Origin of the sequence: Frateuria sp., assembly GCF_035943815.1 — a bacterium.
GTDB lineage: Bacteria > Pseudomonadota > Gammaproteobacteria > Xanthomonadales > Rhodanobacteraceae > Frateuria_A.
Map to the genome: position 1 here is coordinate 46,861 of NZ_DASZBU010000005.1, position 19,462 is coordinate 66,322.

General features: G+C 69.7%; 16 protein-coding genes. 11 read left to right on the top strand and 5 right to left on the bottom strand.

Annotation, left to right across the window (positions count from 1 at the left end; translation table 11 throughout):
- Positions 1 to 29: 29 nt before the first annotated feature.
- From tsaC to VGU65_RS01890, 4 genes are all read right to left on the bottom strand, one after another.
- Complete coding sequence (tsaC, locus tag VGU65_RS01875; protein ID WP_327472466.1) at positions 30 to 602, bottom strand: L-threonylcarbamoyladenylate synthase type 1 TsaC; 573 nt, start codon at positions 600 to 602, stop codon at positions 30 to 32.
- A gap of 2 nt (positions 603 to 604) precedes the next feature.
- On the bottom strand, positions 605 to 3,091 hold the full coding sequence (locus VGU65_RS01880; protein WP_327472467.1) for a DNA topoisomerase I: 2,487 nt from the start codon (positions 3,089 to 3,091) through the stop codon (positions 605 to 607).
- A gap of 178 nt (positions 3,092 to 3,269) precedes the next feature.
- Positions 3,270 to 4,400, bottom strand: a complete 1,131-nt coding sequence (dprA, locus tag VGU65_RS01885) for a DNA-processing protein DprA (protein WP_327472468.1) — start codon at positions 4,398 to 4,400, stop codon at positions 3,270 to 3,272.
- An 84-nt stretch (positions 4,401 to 4,484) separates the two neighbouring features.
- Complete coding sequence (locus VGU65_RS01890) at positions 4,485 to 5,612, bottom strand: LysM peptidoglycan-binding domain-containing protein (protein WP_327472469.1); 1,128 nt, start codon at positions 5,610 to 5,612, stop codon at positions 4,485 to 4,487.
- 193 nt (positions 5,613 to 5,805) lie between these two features.
- Between VGU65_RS01890 and def the strand changes: the two genes are divergently transcribed.
- The 9 genes from def to VGU65_RS01935 all read left to right on the top strand — a co-directional run bounded on the left by def (position 5,806) and on the right by VGU65_RS01935 (position 15,753).
- Positions 5,806 to 6,315: a peptide deformylase gene (gene def / locus VGU65_RS01895; RefSeq protein WP_327472470.1), complete on the top strand. Its 510-nt coding sequence runs from the start codon at positions 5,806 to 5,808 to the stop codon at positions 6,313 to 6,315.
- Positions 6,315 to 7,244 carry a methionyl-tRNA formyltransferase gene (gene fmt / locus VGU65_RS01900; RefSeq protein ID WP_327472860.1) on the top strand — a complete coding sequence of 310 codons (930 nt, stop codon included), beginning with the start codon at positions 6,315 to 6,317 and terminating at the stop codon, positions 7,242 to 7,244. Before def ends, fmt begins: the two co-directional genes overlap by 1 nt.
- A gap of 130 nt (positions 7,245 to 7,374) precedes the next feature.
- Positions 7,375 to 8,670: a 16S rRNA (cytosine(967)-C(5))-methyltransferase RsmB gene (gene rsmB, locus VGU65_RS01905; protein WP_327472471.1), complete on the top strand. Its 1,296-nt coding sequence runs from the start codon at positions 7,375 to 7,377 to the stop codon at positions 8,668 to 8,670.
- 65 nt (positions 8,671 to 8,735) lie between these two features.
- Positions 8,736 to 10,457 (top strand): ArnT family glycosyltransferase, encoded by a 1,722-nt coding sequence (locus VGU65_RS01910; RefSeq protein ID WP_327472472.1) that lies wholly within the window; start codon positions 8,736 to 8,738, stop codon positions 10,455 to 10,457.
- Positions 10,454 to 11,755, top strand: a complete 1,302-nt coding sequence (locus VGU65_RS01915; protein ID WP_327472473.1) for an O-antigen ligase family protein — start codon at positions 10,454 to 10,456, stop codon at positions 11,753 to 11,755. The genes VGU65_RS01910 and VGU65_RS01915 overlap by 4 nt, the downstream gene beginning before the upstream one ends.
- A gap of 9 nt (positions 11,756 to 11,764) precedes the next feature.
- Entirely contained in the window at positions 11,765 to 12,580 is an 816-nt protein-coding gene (locus VGU65_RS01920; protein WP_327472474.1) for a glycosyltransferase family 2 protein, read from the top strand.
- Positions 12,581 to 12,619: 39 nt separating this feature from the next.
- Complete coding sequence (locus tag VGU65_RS01925) at positions 12,620 to 13,669, top strand: CDP-glycerol glycerophosphotransferase family protein (RefSeq protein WP_327472475.1); 1,050 nt, start codon at positions 12,620 to 12,622, stop codon at positions 13,667 to 13,669.
- Positions 13,670 to 13,729: 60 nt separating this feature from the next.
- A complete protein-coding gene (locus VGU65_RS01930; protein ID WP_327472476.1) occupies positions 13,730 to 15,436 on the top strand; it encodes an ArnT family glycosyltransferase in 1,707 nt (568 codons plus the stop codon).
- On the top strand, positions 15,433 to 15,753 hold the full coding sequence (locus tag VGU65_RS01935) for a tetratricopeptide repeat protein (protein WP_327472477.1): 321 nt from the start codon (positions 15,433 to 15,435) through the stop codon (positions 15,751 to 15,753). Before VGU65_RS01930 ends, VGU65_RS01935 begins: the two co-directional genes overlap by 4 nt.
- A gap of 61 nt (positions 15,754 to 15,814) precedes the next feature.
- Here VGU65_RS01935 and VGU65_RS01940 read toward each other — a convergent pair whose 3' ends face one another.
- Complete coding sequence (locus tag VGU65_RS01940) at positions 15,815 to 16,705, bottom strand: LpxL/LpxP family acyltransferase (protein ID WP_327472478.1); 891 nt, start codon at positions 16,703 to 16,705, stop codon at positions 15,815 to 15,817.
- 115 nt (positions 16,706 to 16,820) lie between these two features.
- Between VGU65_RS01940 and dtd the strand changes: the two genes are divergently transcribed.
- Positions 16,821 to 17,264: a D-aminoacyl-tRNA deacylase gene (dtd, locus tag VGU65_RS01945; protein ID WP_327472479.1), complete on the top strand. Its 444-nt coding sequence runs from the start codon at positions 16,821 to 16,823 to the stop codon at positions 17,262 to 17,264.
- Between the two features lie 157 nt (positions 17,265 to 17,421).
- Positions 17,422 to 19,287, top strand: coding sequence for an RNA polymerase sigma factor RpoD (gene rpoD, locus VGU65_RS01950; protein ID WP_327472480.1), 1,866 nt, complete (start codon positions 17,422 to 17,424; stop codon positions 19,285 to 19,287).
- Positions 19,288 to 19,462: the final 175 nt, after the last annotated feature.

The window sequence follows — 19,462 nt, forward strand, 5'->3', positions numbered from 1 at the left end:
CAAAAGGCGCGCGGCGCCCCCATGGACGCTCAGGCGCGGATGATAGCGCCGGTGAGCGCGTCGCGGATCACCGTCGGGCGGTCCTGGCCGCCGAGCGGGGCATCGAGGACGCCGTCGAGTGCATCGCCGAAGTAGTCCAGTGCCTGCTGCGCGCTGCGCGCCGGCGGCGAGCCGTGCGGGTTGGCGCTGGTCGACACCAGCGCGCCGCCCCAGGCGCGGCACAGCGCGGCAGCGGGTTCGTGCGCGGTGACGCGCAGCGCGATGCCCGCGTGCGCCCCGGCAACCCAGGCCGGCACCGCCTCGGTGCGCGGGAAGATCCAGGTGTTCGGGCCGGGCCAGCTCGCCTGGACCTGCGCCAGTACCTCGGCGGGGACTCTGGCCAGATCGATGTAGCGCTCGATTTGGACGAAGTCGGCCGCGATCAGCAGCACGCCCTGGGTCGGCGGGCGCTGCTTGAGCGCGAACAGGCGCTCGAACGCGCCCTGGTCGCGCGGATCGCATCCAAGGCCATAGACCGCCTCGGTCGGGTAGGCCAGCACGCCTCCATCACGCACCAACGCGGCGGCGGCGCCGCATTCGGCCAAGTTGAAGCGTGCGGTCATCATCAGGTACCGGCGGTCTTTTTCGCGGTCGCCTTCTTCGTGGCGGCCTTCTTGGCAGCCGTCTTCTTGGCCGCGGCCTTCTTCGCTGGCGCCTTCTTGACCGCCGTTTTCTTGGGTGCGGCCTTCTTGGTGGCCGGCGCCTTCTTCGCGGCTGCCTGCTTGGCGGCGGTCTTGCGCGCGAAGCGCCCCTTCTTGGCCGGGGCGGCGGCCAGCAGCTCCAGACACTGCGCCTCGGTCAGGTCCTTCGGCTCGGTGTCCTTGGGGATGCGCGCGTTCTTCTGGCCGTCGGTGATGTACGCACCGTAGCGGCCGTTGAGCACCTGCACGCCATTGCCGAAGTCGGCGATGACACGGTTGGCGAGCATCTCGAGTTTCTCGCGCACGATCTGCAGGGCGCGCGGCAGTTCGATCGTGTAGGGGTCGTCCTCGGCCTTGAGCGAGGCGTAGGTGCTGCCCTGCTTGACGAACGGGCCGAAGCGGCCGATGCCGACGCTGACCTCCTCGCCGCCCTCGCTGGTGCCGAGCACGCGCGGCAGCTTGAACAGTTCCAACGCCTGTTCCAGCGTGATGGTGTGCATGCTCTGGCCGGGCCGCAAGGATGCGAACTGCAGCTTCTCGTCGGTGTCCTTGTCGCCGATCTGCGCATACGGCCCATAGCGGCCCAGGCGCACGGACACGGGCTTGCCGCTCTTGGGGTCGATGCCCAGCTCGCGCGCGCCGGTCGCTTCGCTGCGGTCGACCGACTCGGTCTTTTCCTCGACCTGGGTCTTGAACGGCTGCCAGAAGCGCTCCATCAGCGGCACCCAGGCTTCCTCGCCGCGGCTGACCGCGTCCAGTTCGTCTTCGAGCTTGGCTGTGAAGTCGTAGTCGACGTACTGGTTGAAGTGCTGGGTAAGGAACTTGCCGACCGCGCGGCCCACGTCGGTCGGCTTGAAGCGGCGGTTCTCGAGGAATACGTACTCCCGGTTCTGCAGCACCTGGATGATGCTCGCGTAGGTCGAAGGGCGGCCGATGCCGTATTCCTCCAGCGCCTTGACCAGGCTGGCTTCGGAATAGCGCGGCGGCGGCTCGGTGAAATGCTGGTCGGCAAGGATGTCGGCAAGCGCTACTTGTTCGCCCTTGGACAGGCGCGGCAGGCGGCGGCCTTCCTCGTCATCCTCGGCGGTGCGGGTGTCGCGACCTTCCTCGTACACGGCGAGGAAGCCCTGATCGACCACCGTGGTGCCGGTGGCGCGGAACGCGGCCGGGCCTCCGGCAGCGTTCGGCAGTTCGAAGTCCACCGACACGGTGTTGAGCGTGGCGTGGATCATCTGGCAGGCGACCGTGCGCTTCCAGATCAGCTCGTAGAGCTTGCGCTGCTCGTCGTTTAGGAAGGCCGCGACTTGGCGCGGCGTGCGCATGGCTGAAGTCGGGCGGATCGCCTCGTGTGCTTCCTGCGCGTTCTTGGACTTGGTGCGGTAGACCTGCACGCCGTCGGGCAACGCTTCGCGGCCGAAGTCGCGCGCGATCAGGTCGCGCAGCTCGTCCGTCGCCTCGGTCGAGAGCGCGGTGGAGTCGGTACGCATGTAGGTGATCAGGCCGACGTTACCCTCTTGCCCCAAGCTCACGCCCTCGTACAGGCCTTGCGCGATCTTCATCGTGCGGCTGGTGCCGAAACCGAGCTTGCGCGCGGCTTCCTGCTGCAGGGTGGAGGTGGTGAACGGCGGCGCCGGGCGGCGTTTGCGTTCCTTCGAAGTGACTTCGCTCACCGTCAGGCGGGCGTGCGCGGCGTCCTTGAGCGTGGCGCGCGCTGCCATCGCATCGCGTTCGTTGGTGAGGTCGAATTGTTCGAACTTCTTGCCGTTGAACCGGGTCAGACGCGCGCCGAAGTCGCCCTCGGCATGCTTGAGCCTCGCCTCGACCGTCCAGTACTCGCGGGCGACGAAGGCTTCGATTTCCTCCTCGCGCTCGACGATCATGCGCAGCGCTGGGCTCTGCACGCGGCCGGCCGACAGGCCGCGCTGCACCTTGCGCCACAGCACCGGCGAAAGATTGAAGCCGACCAGGTAGTCCAGCGCACGGCGGGCCTGCTGTGCGTCGACCATGTCGTGCGACAGCCCGCGCGGCTGCGCCACCGCGGCCTTGATCGCCTTGGGCGTGATCTCGGAGAACACCACTCGGTGCATGCGCTTGCCTTCGGTCAGTCCGCGCTCCTTGAGAATCTCGCTGATGTGCCAGGAAATGGCTTCGCCCTCGCGGTCCAAGTCGGTAGCCAGGTAGATGTCGTCGGCCTGCTTGGCTGCCTTGGCGATCGCATCGACGTGCTTCTCGTTGCGCTCGATCACCTCGTACTTCATGGCGAAATGGTTGTCCGGGTCGACCGCGCCCTCCTTGGGCTTGAGGTCGCGTACGTGGCCATAGGAGGCCAGGACCTGGAAGTCCTTGCCGAGGTATTTGTTGATCGTCTTGGCCTTGGCAGGCGATTCGACGATGAGGAGGTTCTTGGCCATCAGCTGGGGATTCCGGAAGCGGTCCGTGCCGCCGGCTGGCGGGCACACTCTTTATTAGTTGAGCCATGCGCTCGCGTGGGCTGTCAAGCCGGATCGCGTGAAAGCGCGACGTGACGCGGGTTGCGAGGACTGCAGCGGGCGTCGCTCATGCGCTGTGGCCGCGGATGGCACCTGGCGGCTAGCACGCACACTGGAACCGGTTGCCGGGCAGGCTCTCGACGCGCCCATCCAGTTCGAGCATCAGCAACATGGAGGACAGCACCGCCGGCGGCAAGCCGGTGCGCGCCGCCAGTTCGTCGAGCGTCGCCGGATCGTGGCCCATCGCCTGGTACAGCAGGCCGTACTCGGGATCCTGGTCCGCCGTGCCGGCGGGAGCGGGCCCGGCAGTGCCGACCCCGGCCGCCAGCCGCGCGGCCAGCTCCATGCCCAGCGCGCGCGCCGCCGGCGCCAGGGCCTCGACCAGCTCGTCCGGCTCCTCGACCAGCCGCACGCCTTCCCGGATCAGGCGGTGGCACCCGCGCGCCAGCGGGTTGTGCACCGAGCCGGGCAGGGCGAACACTTCGCGGCCCTGTTCGCCGGCCAGCCGCGCGGTGATCAGCGAACCGGACTTCAGGCCTGCCTCGACCACCAGCGTGCCCAGCGACAGCCCGGCAATGATGCGGTTGCGGCGGGGGAAATGATCCGCGCGCGGCGGCATGCCGGGCGGGAACTCGCTGACCAGCGCGCCGCGCGCCGCGATGGCGCGTGCCAGTGCCTGGTGCTTGCGCGGGTAGACGCGATCCGGGCCGGTGCCGACCACCGCGATGGTCGGCGCGCCTGCATCCAGCGCCGCGCCATGTGCCGCGCCGTCGACGCCTTCGGCCATGCCGCTGGTGATCACGAAGCCGGCCTGCGCCAGCACGCTGGCGAATCGGCGCGCATGCGCCAGGCCGCCCGAGGTGGCGCCACGCGCGCCGACGATGGCGACCTGCGGGCGCAGCAGCAGCCCGGAATCCCCGTCCACGAACAACGCTGCGGGCGGCTGTGCAATGTGTTCCAGCAGCGGTGGAAAGTCCGCGTCGGTGCAGCACAGCAGGCGATGGCCGGAGGCGTCGAGCCAGTCGAGATCGGCAGCCAGCCGCGCTTCGTCCGGCCGCGCCAGCCAGTCCCGGGCCGCCTCCTCCAGGGCTGCCGGCGCGCGCCGCAGTGTTTCGAGCACGGCACGGGTGTCGCCGCCCTCATCCGCCAACCGCTCGCGCAGCCAGGCGGGCCCGATGCCGGGTGTTCGCAGCAGGATCAGCCAGGCGCGCAGCGCGTCAGGGTCGTTCATCCGGGCCAGTGTAGGGAGCGCACCAGGAAAAACGGCGCGGCCAAGGCCGCGCCGTCCTGTCGGAGAATCCCGAAAATGGAAGCCTTACTGCGGAAGTTCCAGGCGGTCGCCGCGATGCACTGGCCGCAGGCCATCCATCACCAGGCCATAGCTGACCCGGTCGAAGGTGCGGAACACCATCACGTGGCCGACGAACTCCTCCGGCAAGGTTACCTTTTCACCGACGCCGCGATCCCAGCTGCTGCTGGCGACGTCGTCGTGCACCCGCTCGCCGGGCTGGAACAGGGCGTAGGTCTGGCCGTTGTCCACGCCGTCCTTCGCGCCGATCGACAGCGCCACCACCTGGCGGCGGCCGGCTGCGTCCATCGCGTCGGCGAAGGCGATCACCCGTGCATTGCGCGGCAGCGACTGCGGTGCGTGCGGGTAGTAGTACGGGTCGTAAGCGGGGCCATCCAGCGGTAGGACGCGGTCGCCGGTGCGGATCTCCTGGGTGGCATCGAGCAGCAGCAGGGTGGACGGGTCGCCATCGCGCAGCGTCTCGGCGGTGCCGATCACGCTGACTTCGACACCCAGGTCATCGCCGCGGCCGTAGTGGCCGTCGTCGCGGAAATCCTCCGACCACGGCGTGCGGACCATCGCCACATCGCTGTCCAGCTCGTGTCCGACGACGTCTTCGCCGCCGTCACCCTTGCCGCCCTGCGCGAAGCCGCGGAACACGTGGGTCGGGCGGACGATCGCCCAGCGCTGGCCCGGGCTGCTCTTCAGGCCGCGCACGTAGAGGTTCTGGCCGACCGCGCCGCGCAGCCGCGCCTCCTCGAAGCCGACCACGTAGGGCGCCGAGCTGACTGCCTTGGAGTCCATCACGCGCATGTCCCTGAGGAACATGCGCAGCTGGTCGAGCGGGATCGCCGGAACGGCCTCGCCTTCGCGGTGCGCGGACGGCTCCAGCTTCACCCGCGGGCCGTTGATGAAGGAAAGGTTGAGCACGTCGCCCGGATAGATCAGGTGCGGGTTGCGCACCTGCGGGTTGGCTTGCCAGATCTCCGGCCAGAGCCAGGGTTTGGAAAGGAACTTGGCCGAGATGTCCCACAACGTGTCGCTGCGGCGCACGGTGTAGGTATCGGGGTGGTCGGCGCGCAGCTGGGCGCCGGCGGCATACACGGCAACCGTGACCAGCATGCCGGCCAGCAGCCCGATGGACTTCTTGATCATATGCTCCGATTCCCCTACCCCCGAGGCTCGGGCGAGTGTAACCGAACCGTGAAGGCCCGCAACCGGGAGCAGTTGGCAAAATCGCCTGCCGCACGGGAGCTTGCCGCCGTACAATGAGGCCCATTCTAGTTTGCGCCGGGGCCTTTCGATCCGCCGATCCGCCCGCATCTGAAGGCGCCTAAAGGTGATTGAAATGTCCGTCCTGCCGATCCTCGAATTTCCCGATCCCCGGCTGCGCACGCAGGCCGCCCTGGTGACCGCGTTCGACGCCGAACTGAAGCAGCTCGTAGCCGACATGTTCCAGACCATGTACGAGGCCAACGGCGTGGGTCTGGCTGCGACCCAGGTCAACGTGCACAAGCGCGTGCTGGTGGCCGACATGAGCGAGGAGCGCAACCAGCCGCTCGCGCTGATCAATGCGCAGATCGTGGGCAAGGAAGGTTCGCAGGTGTACCAGGAGGGCTGCCTGTCCTTCCCCGGCATCTATGCCGACGTCACCCGCGCGCTGAAGGTCACGGTCAAGGCGCAGGACGTGGAGGGCAACGAGATCACGGTCGAGGCCGAGGGCCCGCTGGCGGTGTGCATCCAGCACGAGCTGGACCACCTGGCCGGCAAGGTGTTCGTCGACTACCTCTCGCCACTCAAGCGCAACCTGCTGCTCAAGCGCCTGGAGAAGCAGCGCAAGCAGGCGGCGAGCGCTTGATCCGCGTCGTTTTCGCGGGCACGCCGGAATTCTCCGTTCCCTGCCTGGAAGCCTGCCGCGCCAGCGGCGCGCAGGTCGTCGCCGTCTACACCCAGCCCGACCGCCCTGCCGGCCGCGGGCGCAAGCTTGCCCCCAGTCCGGTCAAGCAGGCCGCGCTCGCTGCCGGCCTGCCGGTGGAGCAGCCCGAGTCGCTTAAGCCGGCCCAGGCCCAGGCCACGCTGGCCGGCTACGCGCCGGACCTGATGGTGGTGGTCGCCTACGGGCTGATCCTGCCGCGCAAGATGCTCGCCATGCCGCGGCTCGGCTGCTGGAACGTGCATGCCAGCCTGCTGCCGCGCTGGCGCGGCGCGGCGCCGATCCAGCGCGCGGTTCTCGCCGGCGACGCGGAGACGGGGGTGGACCTGATGCGCATGGAGGCCGGCCTGGATACCGGCCCGGTGCTGTTGGAGAAGCGCACGCCGATCCTTCCGGGCGATACCGGCGGCACGCTGCACGACCGGCTCGCCGTGCTGGGTGCCGAGGCGCTTGCCGAAGGCCTGCGCCATGCGCTCGCTGGCGAGGTACTGGCCGCGGTGCCGCAGCCGGCCGAGGGCGCGACCTACGCGCACAAGCTGGACAAGGCCGAAGCGCGGCTGGATTTCGCCCGCCCGGCAGTCGAGCTGGAGCGTACCGTGCGCGCGTTCGACCCTTGGCCGGTGGCCGAGGGCGCCCTCGCCGGCGAGAACGTCCGGATCTGGGCCGCCCAGGCCATCGACGGACGGCACGGAGCCACGCCCGGCACCGTGCTGGCGGCCGGCCGCGACGGCATCGACCTGGCCTGCGGCGAGGGCGCCCTGCGCATCACCGCGCTGCAACGCGCGGGTGGCAAGCGCATCAGCGCCGCGGATTACCTCAACGCGCGCCCTGAACTGCGCGGAGCGTCCAGGTGAGGCACGCGATGCTCCCCTGCCCAAGAGGGAGATGCGGTGTCGATCGCGGCCCCGTGGCCCTCGCGAGCGCGTCCATCCTCGGTGGCAGTTGGCTCGATGGCGGTCGGCCTGCGGGCAGCGGGGCCAGGCCATGACCGACACCCGCGCCCTGGCCGCCACCGCGCTGGCCGACATCGCCTTGCGCGGCGCCTCGCTGCGCGAGGCGATGGAACGCCATGCGGGCAAACTGCCGGACCCGCGCGACCGCGCCCTGCTGATGGCGCTGTTGAGCGAGGGCGCACGTTGGTGGCTGCGCTTCGATCCGGCGCTGGATCGCCTGCTGGCACAGCCGCTGCGGCGCAAGGAGTCGCAGGTGCATGCGCTGCTGGTGCTCGGCCTGGTGCAGCTGGAAATCCTGCAGCTCAGCGACTACGCCGCGGTGGCGGCCACTGTCGAGGCGACCCGTGCGCTCAAGCGCCCGCGCCTGGCCGGGCTGGTCAACGCCGTGCTGCGCCGCTGGCAGCGCGAGCGCGGCGAGCTGCTGGCCCTCCTCGATGCCCACCCCTCCACCCGCCATGCCCATCCGGCCTGGCTGGCCGATGTGATCGCCCGCGACTGGCCTGGCCAGGCCGCGGAGGTGCTGGCTGCCGATAACCGCGAGCCCCCGCTGATGCTGCGCGCCAACCGCCGCCGCACCACGCGGGAGGCGCTGCTCGAACGCCTGCGCCTGCACGGCCAGGCGGCCGAACTGCACCCCTGGCTTGCCGACGCCGTCGTTTTGCCGCACAGCGGCGACGTCACCCGCCTGCCGGGCTTCGCCGAGGGTCTGTTCGCGGTGCAGGACGGCGCCGCCCAGACCGCCGCCGACCTGCTCGACGCCCACCCCGGCCAGCGCGTGCTCGATGCCTGCGCCGCTCCAGGTGGCAAGGCTTGCCACCTGCTCGAACGCCACGACCTCGACCTCACCGCCCTGGATTCGGACCCCGGCCGCCTGCGCCGGATCGCCCAGAACCTGGATCGTCTGGGCCTGCGTGCCGAGCTGCGCACAGGCGACGCCAGTGCGCCGCAAGCGTGGTGGGACGGCCAGCCCTACGACCGCATCCTGATCGATGCGCCTTGCTCGGCCACTGGCGTGCTGCGTCGCCGGCCGGACGTGCGCCTGCACCGGCGCGCGAGCGACATCGACGCGCTGGCTGCGCTGCAGCAGCGCATCCTGGCGGCGCTGTGGCCGCTGCTCAAGCCGGGCGGCCGGCTGGTGTACGCCACCTGTTCGCTGCTGCGCGCGGAGAACGAGGCGGCCGTCCAAGCCCTGCTCTTGCGTGCACCCGACGCGCGCGCGCTGTCGTTCACCCTGCCGGAGGGGCAGGCGGCCGCCGTGGGCTGGCAGATCCTGCCCGGCGATGGCGATCTGGACGGCATGTACTATGCCGTGCTGGAAAAGCGGTAACCGCGGCTCAGCGCCAGGTAAGCACGCCCAAGCTAAAACCCCTCGCTGCCTCGCACGGATCGCCCATGTCCTTTTCCCATGCCACGCCGCAGGACCGCCGCCGTTTCTGGCTGCTGATGCTGATCGCCCTGGTGGTGGTCGGTGCCGGCATCGGCCTGCGCGATCCCTGGCCATCGGACGAGCCTCGCTTCACGCTGGCGGCCAAGCAGATGGTCGAGGGCGGCGACTGGCTCTTCCCCCACCGCGGCAGCGAGCTCTACGCCGACAAGCCGCCGGTGTTGATGTGGACCGAGGCGGCCAGCTTCGAGCTGGTGCGCAACTGGCGCATTGCCTTCCTGCTTCCCTCGCTGCTGGCGGCCCTGGGCACGCTTGCGCTGGTCTACGACCTCGGCCGGCGGCTGTGGAACCGCCAGGTGGGCCTGTACGCAGCGGCCGGACTGCTGCTGGCGTTCCAGTTCGTCTACCAGACCAAACGCGCGCAGATCGATCCGCTGGTGATGTTCCTTATCACCGCGGGCAACTGGGGGCTGCTCAAGCACCTGCTCAAGGGGCCGGACTGGCGCGCGTACTGGCTGGGCTGCTTCTGCGCCGGCCTGGGCGTGATCACCAAGGGCGTGGGTTTCCTGCCGCTGCTGCTGTTGCTGCCGTACGCATTCGCGTTGCGGCGCGGCTGGAACGGCGTGGTGCGGATGGGGCGAGGTCAGGCGATGCGCTGGTGGCTGGGCCTGCTCGCCGTGCTCGCGGCGATCGCGCTGTGGCTGGTGCCGATGTTGCTGGCGGCCCGTGCGCATACCGGGAATCCGGCTTACGCCGCCTACGTGCGCGACATCCTGTTCCACCAGACTGCCGACCGTTACGCCAAGTCGTGGGGGCACATCCACTCGCCGCTCTACTACGTGCCGATCGTACTGTTCAGCTGGCTGCCGCTGTCGCTGACCTATCCGGGCACGCTGCCGCGCTGGTGGCGCGCGCTGAAGGCCAAGGATGCGCGGGTGCTGCTGCCGCTGGCCTGGATCGCGCTGGTGCTGGTGTTCTTCTCGATTCCGGCCGGCAAGCGCGATGTCTACATCCTGCCGGCCTTGCCGATGGTCGCGCTTGCCAGTGCGCCGTTCCTCGACGAACTGCTGCGCATGCGCTGGCTGCGCACGGCGGGGCTGGTGTTCGTCGGGCTGTTCGGCACGCTGCTGCTGGTGGCGGGCGCCTATGCGCTCCTGGCCACGCCCAAGGCCGCCACGCAATGGGCGCTCGAGCGGGGCTTCGCCGGCGCGCGCGCGCTGTGGTGGTGGCTGGCGTCCATCGGTGCGGCGCAGTTGCTGCTGGTGGCCGCGCTGCGGCTGCGCCGCGCGGCATGGGCGGTCGGCGGCGGCATGGTCGCGCTGTGGCTGGGCTGGAGCTTTGGCATCACGCCGCTGCTCAACGAGTCCAGTTCCGCGGCCGGGCTGATGGCCAGGGTGGCGGCGCGCATGCAGCCCGGCGACACGGTCGGCCTGGTCGCCTGGAAGGAGCAGAATCTGCTGATGCTCGACCGGCCTGCCGTGGATTTTGGCTTCACCCGCCCCTGGCAGCAGCAGTACGCGGCGGCGGTCGCGTGGCAGGCCGGTGATCCGACGCACCGCTGGCTGTTCGTGCAGGAGCCGGCGATGGGCCATTGCGTGCGCCGCGACCGCGCGATCGACCTGGGCCTGGCCAACCGCCGCGAGTGGTGGATGTTCAAGGCTGATGCCGTGATCGCCGGATGCCTGCCCGATCCGTCCGCCGAAGCGGCCGATGCGAGCGTGCCCGAATGAGCGCGCGCAGCCAGGACCTGCCAGTGTTGCAACGCGAGCCCGGCCACCCGGCCTCGCATGCATGGCTGACCTGGGCGCTGTCGGCGCTGCTGGCCGTGATGCCGTTGTCATTCTCGATCGAACCGGGGATCAAGGCCATGCCGGTGGCGCTCCTGTTCATCGGCGGCGTGGCCTCGCTGTGGCGCGCGCCGCTTCGCCGCAGCTATCGGGCGGCGGCGCCTGTGACAGCCGGCGCACTGGTGCTGGCCGCGCTCGATGTCGGCAACGTGCTATGGCACCGGCTGGGCGTGCGTCCGCTGGACCATGCAGCGCACGTGCTGTTGTACGTGGTGGTGGCGGCGGTGTTCGCCCGGCCGTTGCGCATGACGCTGGTGTGGGCGGGCTTCAGCTTCACCGCGATCGGCCTGGGGTCGGTCTGTCTGGTGCAGCACTATGGCCTGGGCATCGCGCGCGCCTATGGCCTCAACGGCGGTGATTCCAGTGCGATCGAGTGCGCCACTGTGTTGCTCGGGCTGGCGCTGCTGGCGCTGGTGCAGGTGCTGCACGCGCGCGCCGGCAGCAAACGCTGGTGGCTGCACGTCGCGGCGATGGTGTTCGGCATATACGGCGCGTTGCTCACGCAGAGCCGCGGGCCGCTGTTGGCGTTCGTGCCGGCGTTCCTGCTCGTATTGCTGGTGCACGCTCGGCGCAGCGGCCGCTGGCGGGGAGTCCTGGCCGTGGGCGCTGCGGTCTGCATGGGCGGCGCGCTCGCCGTCATGACGCTGCATGGCGCCATGCTCGGGCGGTTCGACAGCATCCACCAGGAGGTCGCCGGCTTCGATCGAGGTGATCCGGACGGCTCGGTCGGCCAGCGACTGGAGATGTGGCGCACGGCGCTGCGTGCGTTTGCCGAGCACCCGCTGGCCGGGATCGGCATCGGCCGGTTCGACAAGTACGTGCAGCAAGAGATCGCGGCCGGGCGCGCCGATCCGTCCATCGCCCGCTACAACCAGCCGCATAACGAGTACCTGCGCGCGCTGGCGACCGGAGGCGTGCCGCAGCTGCTCGCATTGCTGGCCGTGTTCGGGCTGCCGCTGGCCTGGTTCGGCAGGCGCCTGCGCGATCCGGACGCGACGGTGGCGGCCACTGCCAGCGCGGGGCTGGCGATCGTGGTGCTATACCTGCTGTGCGCCCTCGGCGAGAGCGTGTTCTACCGCGTGATGTCGCAATCGTTCTTCTTCTTCCTGGTGCTCGGCCTGGCCGTGCGCGTCGGCCAGCGCACGAGCTGTCGGCTGCGCGGCACGCAGCCGGCACCCTAGAATGCCCGCATGGCTACCTTGCCCCTGACCCTCGTCGTCATTACCCACAACGAGGCCGAAAACATCGCGCGCTGCCTGGACAGCGTGTCCTTCGCGGCGGAAAAGCTCGTCGTCGATTCAGGCAGCGACGACGCCACGGTGGCGGTCGCGCAGGCGCATGGCGCGCGGGTGGTCCACCAGGACTGGCTCGGCTTCGGGCCGCAACGCAACTTCGCCACCACCCAATGCGCGCACGACTGGATCCTGGCGCTGGACGCGGACGAATTCCTCTCGCCCGAACTTGCTGCCGAAATGGAACGCCGCCTGCCTGCGCTGATGGCGGGCGACGCGTCGGCCGCCTGGCTGCGCCGGCGCACCGTCTACATGGGCCGGCCGATGCGCTGGTACCGCCCGGCGGTGGGCGAGAAGATGGCCCGTCTGTACCACCGCGCCCGTGCGCGCTGGACCGATGCGCGCGTGCACGAATCGCTGCGCTTCGAGGGCAGCGCGCCCACCCTCGACGCGCCGTTCGACCACGTCAACAATCCCACCCTGGTGCACAAGCAGCTCAAGGTGCTGCGCTACGCCGAGCTCAAGTGCCGCGACTGGCTCGACAAGGGCAAGCCGGCGCGCATGTGGCAGGCGCCGTTCGTGTACGTGCTCGCCTTCGTGAAGGATTACCTGTTCCGGCTCGCCTTCCTCGACGGCTGGCGCGGCTTCATGATCGCGCAGACGGCGGCGAGCTACGCGCTGTACAAGCGCATGCGCTACTACGAGATGGTGCACAACCGCGCTTCGGTCGAGCGCGCCGGCGCGGCGCTCGCGCGGCACGGGCTGGGCCGCTGACCGCGCCGCAAGGCCCTCACCCGAGACTGCGATACCTCCATGCAAACGTCCTCCACGCGGCACTACCTGCTCTACGGTTCCGAACGCTACGCGCTGGCCATCCTGCGCCCGCTGCAGGCGGCGATCCGCGCGCGCGGCGACGAGGCGGCGTGGTTCTTCGACGGACCGGGCGCGGAGGACCTGGCCGCCGACGAGCGCCTGCTGAGCGTGCAGGAGGTGCGCCGCTGGAAGCCGGTGGCGGTGCTCACGCCCGGCAATCACCTGCCGCACTTCTTCCCCGGCGTGAAGGTGGAGGTCTTCCACGGCTTCGACGCGGGCAAGCCGCGGCACATCTACATCCGCGGCTTCTTCGACCTGTATTGCACCACCGGTCCGCGCGACACCGCGCAGTTCCAGGCGCTGGCCGACCGGCTGGGCCACTTCAGCGTGGCCGAGACCGGTTGGCCCAAGCTCGATCCGTTCCTCAAGCAGATCGCAGGTCCCGTGCCGCCGGTGCGCACGCCGCCGGTGATCCTCTACCACTCCACCTTCTCGCCTTCCTGGAGCGCGGCGGAGACTTTGTACGACGAGGTCAAGCGGCTTTCGCGCGACGGACGCTGGCGCTGGATCGTCACCTTCCACCCGAAGATGAATCCGGAGACCGTGGCCAAGTACAGGGCGCTCGAGAACGAGTACCTGAGCTTCGCGGAGAACGACAACATCCTCGAGCTGTTCCCGCAGGTGGACATGATGTGCTCGGACACCTCCTCGGCGCTCAATGAATTCCTGCTCACCGGCAAGCCGGTGGTCACGTTCAAGAACCGCCGCCCGGGGGCGCAACTGATCGACATCGACGACCCGGCGCAATTCGAACCGGCGATCGAGCGTGCGCTGGCGCGGCCGCCCGAGCTGATGGCGGCGATCCGCAACTATGCCGACGCGATCCATCCTTATCGCGACGGCCATGCGAGCGAGCGCGTACTCGCCGCCATCGACGCCTTCGTCGCCGCAGGCGGGCGCAACCGCCGCGCCAAGCCGCTCAACCTCTGGCGCAAGCTCAAGCTGCGCCGGCGCATCGGCTACTGGGGCCCGGCGTGGCTGCCGCGCTAGCGCCGGCTCCGTCGCACCGCTCGGGCTAGAATCGGGGTCTTCCCAGCCACGAGCCTCTCCGTGCAGCCCAACGCCTACCGTCGTTCCGAACACTTGCGCGCCCTGTGGCCGTGGCTGCCGCTGTGGGCGGCGGCGGCGTTGCTGGCGATCTTCTCGCACGGCCCGATGCCGCTGTATTCGACGCGCACGCTGGCGGTGGCCTGGGAGATGTGGGCGCACGGCCACTGGCTGGTGCCCTACAACAACGGTGTGCCGTACAGCGAGAAGGCGCCGCTGTTGTTCTGGATGATCCAGGCCGGCTGGTTCGCCTTCGGCGTGAACGACGTCTGGCCGCGCGTGCTGGAGGTGGTCTTCGGCGGCAGCCAGCTGGTGCTGCTGGCGGCGCTGGCGCGGCGGTTGTTCCCCGATCGGCCGTGGGTGGCCAGGGCGTCGCCGTGGATGCTGCTGGCGCTGTCCTACGCCTTCCTGTTCGGCCTGCAGGTGATGTACGACGTACTGCTGGCGGTGTGGGTGCTGGCGGCGCTGCTGTGCCTGACGCGCACGCCCTCGCGGGAGGAGCCGCGCTGGTGGCTGTTCGGCATCTGCCTGGGGCTGGGCCTGCTGACCAAGGGTCCGGTGATGGCCCTGCACGTGGTGTTCCCGTGGCTGCTCGGTCCGTTGTGGAACGATTGGGCGAACCGGAACCGCGCGCGCTGGTATGGCGGCGGCCTGCTCGCCTTCCTGCTCGGCTTCGCGATGTTGCTGGCCTGGGCGCTGCCGGCCGGCTTCAGTGGCGGCGAGGCCTACCGCCAGCGGCTGTTCTTCACCCAGACCGCCGGCCGCGTGGTGAACGCCTTCGACCATGCCCGCCCGGTGTGGTGGTACCTGGTGGCGCTGCCGCTGCTGCTGTTCCCCTTCAGCGGCTGGCCGCGAGCCTGGGTGGCGCTGGCGCTGCTGCGGCGGCCACTCGATGCGGGCGTGCGTTTCGCGCTGTGCTGGGTAATGCCGGTGTTCCTCACCTTCTCGTTGATCAGCGGCAAGCAGCTGTACTACCCGCTGCCGGAGTTCGCCGGCGCGGTGCTGCTGGTGGCCGGGGCGGTCGCATTGCTGCGCGAGCGGCGTCCGCCGCTGGCCTACAACGGCTGGCTGGGCACCTGGCCGCTGGCGCTGGGCGGCATCGCCTTCGCGGTGTTCCTGTTCGTGCTGCCCTGGCTGGTGCGCGCCGGGCGCCTGCACGGCGACTGGTTCGAGACCACCGCTCCCTACAGCCGCTTCTTCAGCGTGGTATTCCTGCTGCTGGGTGGCTTGCTGCTGCTGCGTGGCCGCGGCGAGATGCGCCGGCTGGCGTTCGCCGGACTGCTCGGCACGCTGGCGGTCAACACGCTGTTCACCCTGACGCTGTGGCCGCGCTACGACCTCACGCCGGCCACCCGCCTGCTGCACGCGGCCGACGCGCAGAACCGCGCGATCGGCTTCACGGGCGTGTACGAGGGCCAGTTCCACTTCGCCGGCCGGCTGGAGAATCCGATCACCGAGCTGCAGGGTGACGCGGCGGTCGAGGCCTTCGCCCGCACCCATCCGGACGGCCTGATCGTGACGCATCCGGGCAAGCTCGATGCCGACGCGCTGCGTTATCCGCTGCTGGTGCAGCCGTTCCGCTCCTCCTGGCTGGTGGTCTGGCCGGCTGCCACGCTGGCCGATCTGCGCATGGGCCAGCGCCCGCCGGAACCGGCCCAGCCCACGCGCATCTATCCCGGCACCGACGGCCGTTACCGGCCGCTGCCGTGAACGTCGCGCTGATCGCCGGCCTGCGCGCGCAATGCGGTGGGCCGCGCGACGGGGCGTTGCTCAGGTTCTCGCTCGGCAACGCCCTGCTCGGTGAAGGCCAGCCGGCCGAGGCCGCGGCCGAACTGCGCCGTGCGCTCGACTTCGACGCCGGCTACTCGGCGGCGTGGAAGCTGCTCGGCAAGGCCTGCCTGGCGATGGACGACCACGAGGCCGCGGCCGCGGCCTGGCGCCAGGGCATCGCGGTGGCCAGCCAGCGCGGGGACAAGCAGGCGGAGAAGGAGATGTCCGTGTTCCTGCGGCGGCTGGAGCGGGAATAGGGCGGGACGAACGGCCTCGGCTTTTCCCTCGGGATCCTTCCCCGCGGACGCCGGGGAAGGATCATCCGCGTCCGTCGTACGGATTGGGCAGGCCGTGGGCCGACCAGCGCCGGTAATGCCATTGGTATTGCGCGAACGCGACCTCGACGCAGGCCTCCACGCCACGGTTCAATGCCGCGCAGGCCTGCCGCGGATCGGCATCGTCCAGCCCCGCGGGCGCCGGCAGCAGGTGGATGCGGAAGCCCGCGCCGTGCGGCAACCGCTCGGCGAAGGCGAACAGCACGGCGGCTCCGGTGCGCGACGCCAGCCGCGGCAGCAGCACCATGGTCAGGGCGTCGCGGCCGAAGAACGGCGCGAACTCGCCTTCGCCGGCGCGCGGCTTCTGGTCGGGCAGAATGCCCACCGCGCCGCCGGCGGCGAGCCGCTTGTACAGCGCGCGCACGCCGGCGCCCTCGGCCCGCACCTGCTCCGGCGCCAGCGCGCCGCGCACCTTGCGCAGCAGCTGCTCCACCGCTGGGAACCGCGGCGGGCGGTAGAGGATCGCCATCGGCGTGCGGCTGCACAGCCAGTAGTTGAGCAGCTCCCAGCAGCCCAGGTGCGGCGCGGCGATGATCACGCCGCGGCCCTCGGCCAGCGCCGCATCCAGCAGGTCGCCGCCACGTACCTCGCGCACCAGCCCCAGCGCCCTTTCGGCGCCGGCGCCCCAGACCTTGACGATCTCCGCGCCCGACTTGCCGCCCTCGGCCATCACCTCGCGGAGCAGCGCCGCCCGGGCCGCAGGCGCAAGTCCCGGCCGCGCGATCGACAGGTTGACCGCGGTGACGTGCGCCGTGCGGCCCCGCCGCCATCGCAACAGACGGCCAAAAAGCGCACCCGCGCCCTGCAGCCACCGCAACGGCAGCAGGCCCAGCAGGCGTAGTGCGAGATAGAGCAAGTAGACGTCGGGGCGCATCGTCGGCGTGGGGTCCGGGCCGCTCTCTGCGGCGATCAAGGGAACGGCGGGCCTGCCGCTAAGGACGGACCATCCCGTATTCTTGCAGGGACGCCCTGCGGACGTTACCCCCGGCATGATCAGCCTCATCCAGCGCGTGCAGTCCGCCAGCGTGGTGGTCGAGGATCAGTGCGTGGGCGCGATCGGCCCGGGGCTGCTGGCGCTGGTGGCGGTGCAGCCCGCCGACGGCGAGGCGCAGGCCAGGCGGATGCTGGAACGCCTGCTCGGCTACCGTGTGTTCGCCGACGAAGCCGGGCGCATGAACCGCTCGCTGGCCGACACCGGCGGCGGCCTGCTGCTGGTCAGTCAGTTCACGCTGGCCGCCGATACCCGCTCGGGCATGCGGCCGAGCTTCACCTCCGCCGCCCCGCCAGAGCACGGACGGCGCTGGTTCGAGCGCCTGGTGGAACTGGCTCGGGCAACGCACGCCGGAGGGGTGGAAACCGGGCGCTTCGGCGCCCATATGGAAGTTCGGCTAGTCAACGACGGCCCCGTCACCTTCTGGCTCGACGTGCCATGAGCAGCACAAGCGCCCTCCACGAACAAGCTGGCCCACTGCGCAAACGCCCATCTGGCGCGATTTTTGCGTAGGCGGCCGATGAATTTTTTCACTCCCGAACTGGTCAAAAAAGCGCCACATCGCTATACTGATCGGTTCCTGCATCCCGGCGGTAGGTATGAACAACAAAGCTCCCGAGCAACAGTCTGAAATCAAGGCGCTCATCTCCAAGGGCCTGGAACAGGGTTACCTGACGTACGCCGAGATCAACGACCACTTGCCCGACGACATTGTCGATCCGGAGCAGATCGAAGACATCATGGCGGTGCTCAAGGGCGTCGGCATCGAGGTGCACGACGCCGCGCCGGACGCCGACCCGCTGGCCGACAACGCCCCCGGTTCGGGCACCGACGACGAGGCGGCCGCCGAGGAAGCGGTCGCGCTGCTCTCGGCCGTCGACGCCGAAGTGGGCCGCACCACCGATCCGGTGCGCATGTACATGCGCGAGATGGGTACGGTGGAGCTGCTCACCCGCGAAGGCGAGATCGCCATCGCCAAGCGCATCGAGGAGGGTCTGGCGCAGGTGCAGACCGCGCTGGCCAGCTTCCCGCTGACCATCGAGCTCTTGCTGGAGGAGTACGACCAGCACCTGGACGGCAAGCGCCGCCTGTCCGAGATCCTGGCCGGCTTCGCCGACCTGGAGCAGGCCGCCGACGCCGCCCTGGCCGAAGCCGAGGAAGCGGCGGCCAATGCGGTCGACAGCGAGGCCGACGAGGAAGAGGAAGAGGAAGTCGAGGCCGCCGAGGAAGAGGAGGCCGGCCCGACCGGTCCGGATCCGGAGGAGGTCAAGCGCCGCATGGAGCTCCTGCGCGACTACTACGCCAAGTTCCAGAAGGCCGCGCCCAAGGCCACCGGCATCACCGACAAGAAGATCGTCAAGCTGCGCGACCAGATGGCCGAGGAGTTCCTGAAGCTCAAGCTGCCGTCCGCGCTGATCGACAGCTTCGTACGCAAGCTGCGCGAAGTGGTGGGCGACATTCGCCACCACGAGCGTGTGCTGATGGACATCTTCGTCAAGCAGGTGAAGATGCCCAAGGCCGAGTTCCTGAAGACCTTCCCGAGCAACGAAGGCAATGCCGAGTGGGCCGCCGAGCTCTCGCGCAAGCGCCAGAAGTGGTCGCCCAACATCAAGACGCACCGCGAGTCGATCGACGCCGAGCAGGACAAGCTCGCCGCGATCGAGAAGAAGCTGTTCCTGCCGCTGACCGACATCAAGGAAATCAACCGCGCCATGTCGATCGGCGAGGCCAAGGCCCGCCGCGCCAAGAAGGAAATGGTCGAGGCGAACCTGCGCCTGGTGATCTCCATCGCCAAGAAGTACACCAACCGCGGGCTGCAGTTCCTGGACCTGATCCAGGAGGGCAACATTGGCCTGATGAAGGCGGTGGACAAGTTCGAATACCGCCGCGGCTACAAGTTCTCGACCTACGCCACCTGGTGGATCCGCCAGGCGATCACCCGCTCGATCGCCGACCAGGCGCGCACCATCCGCATCCCGGTGCACATGATCGAGACGATCAACAAGTTGAACCGCATCTCCCGCCAGATGCTCCAGCAGTTCGGCCGCGAGCCGACGCCGGAGGAGCTGGCCAAGGAGATGGAGATGCCCGAGGACAAGATCCGCAAGGTGCTCAAGATCGCCAAGGAGCCGATCTCCATGGAGACCCCGATCGGCGACGACGAGGACTCGCACCTGGGCGACTTCATCGAGGACACCAACGCCTCCTCGCCGATCGAGTCGGCGACCGAGACGGGCCTGATGGAGACCGTGCGGGACGTGCTGGCCGGCCTAACCCCGCGGGAAGCGAAGGTGCTGCGCATGCGCTTCGGCATCGACATGAACACCGACCACACCCTCGAGGAAGTAGGCAAGCAGTTCGACGTCACCCGCGAGCGCATCCGCCAGATCGAGGCCAAGGCGCTGCGCAAGCTGCGCCACCCGAGCCGCTCGGAGCAGCTGCGCTCGTTCCTCGACCTCGAGTAAGCGCGATCCTAAGCACCGCCACGACGCCCGCCCCGCGCGGGCGTCGTCGTTTGTTCCCTCGGAGAACGAAGGTTCCGGGCGAAGTTTTTCAGGCTTACCGCGAGCCGAACCGCCGTCCCCCGCCTACCCATCCCCACCCCACCCCAAGTACCATCGCCACCACGGGCCTATAGCT

What these genes read in the sequence shown, in the direction of transcription:
- tsaC (WP_327472466.1), bottom strand. Translation starts at nt 602, where the DNA reads ATGACCGCACGCTTCAACTTGGCCGAATGCGGCGCCGCCGCCGCGTTG.
- VGU65_RS01880 (WP_327472467.1), bottom strand. Translation starts at nt 3,091, where the DNA reads ATGGCCAAGAACCTCCTCATCGTCGAATCGCCTGCCAAGGCCAAGACG.
- dprA (WP_327472468.1), bottom strand. Translation starts at nt 4,400, where the DNA reads ATGAACGACCCTGACGCGCTGCGCGCCTGGCTGATCCTGCTGCGAACA.
- VGU65_RS01890 (WP_327472469.1), bottom strand. Translation starts at nt 5,612, where the DNA reads ATGATCAAGAAGTCCATCGGGCTGCTGGCCGGCATGCTGGTCACGGTT.
- def (WP_327472470.1), top strand. Translation starts at nt 5,806, where the DNA reads ATGTCCGTCCTGCCGATCCTCGAATTTCCCGATCCCCGGCTGCGCACG.
- rsmB (WP_327472471.1), top strand. Translation starts at nt 7,375, where the DNA reads ATGACCGACACCCGCGCCCTGGCCGCCACCGCGCTGGCCGACATCGCC.
- VGU65_RS01910 (WP_327472472.1), top strand. Translation starts at nt 8,736, where the DNA reads ATGTCCTTTTCCCATGCCACGCCGCAGGACCGCCGCCGTTTCTGGCTG.
- VGU65_RS01915 (WP_327472473.1), top strand. Translation starts at nt 10,454, where the DNA reads ATGAGCGCGCGCAGCCAGGACCTGCCAGTGTTGCAACGCGAGCCCGGC.
- VGU65_RS01920 (WP_327472474.1), top strand. Translation starts at nt 11,765, where the DNA reads ATGGCTACCTTGCCCCTGACCCTCGTCGTCATTACCCACAACGAGGCC.
- VGU65_RS01925 (WP_327472475.1), top strand. Translation starts at nt 12,620, where the DNA reads ATGCAAACGTCCTCCACGCGGCACTACCTGCTCTACGGTTCCGAACGC.
- VGU65_RS01940 (WP_327472478.1), bottom strand. Translation starts at nt 16,705, where the DNA reads ATGCGCCCCGACGTCTACTTGCTCTATCTCGCACTACGCCTGCTGGGC.
- dtd (WP_327472479.1), top strand. Translation starts at nt 16,821, where the DNA reads ATGATCAGCCTCATCCAGCGCGTGCAGTCCGCCAGCGTGGTGGTCGAG.
- rpoD (WP_327472480.1), top strand. Translation starts at nt 17,422, where the DNA reads ATGAACAACAAAGCTCCCGAGCAACAGTCTGAAATCAAGGCGCTCATC.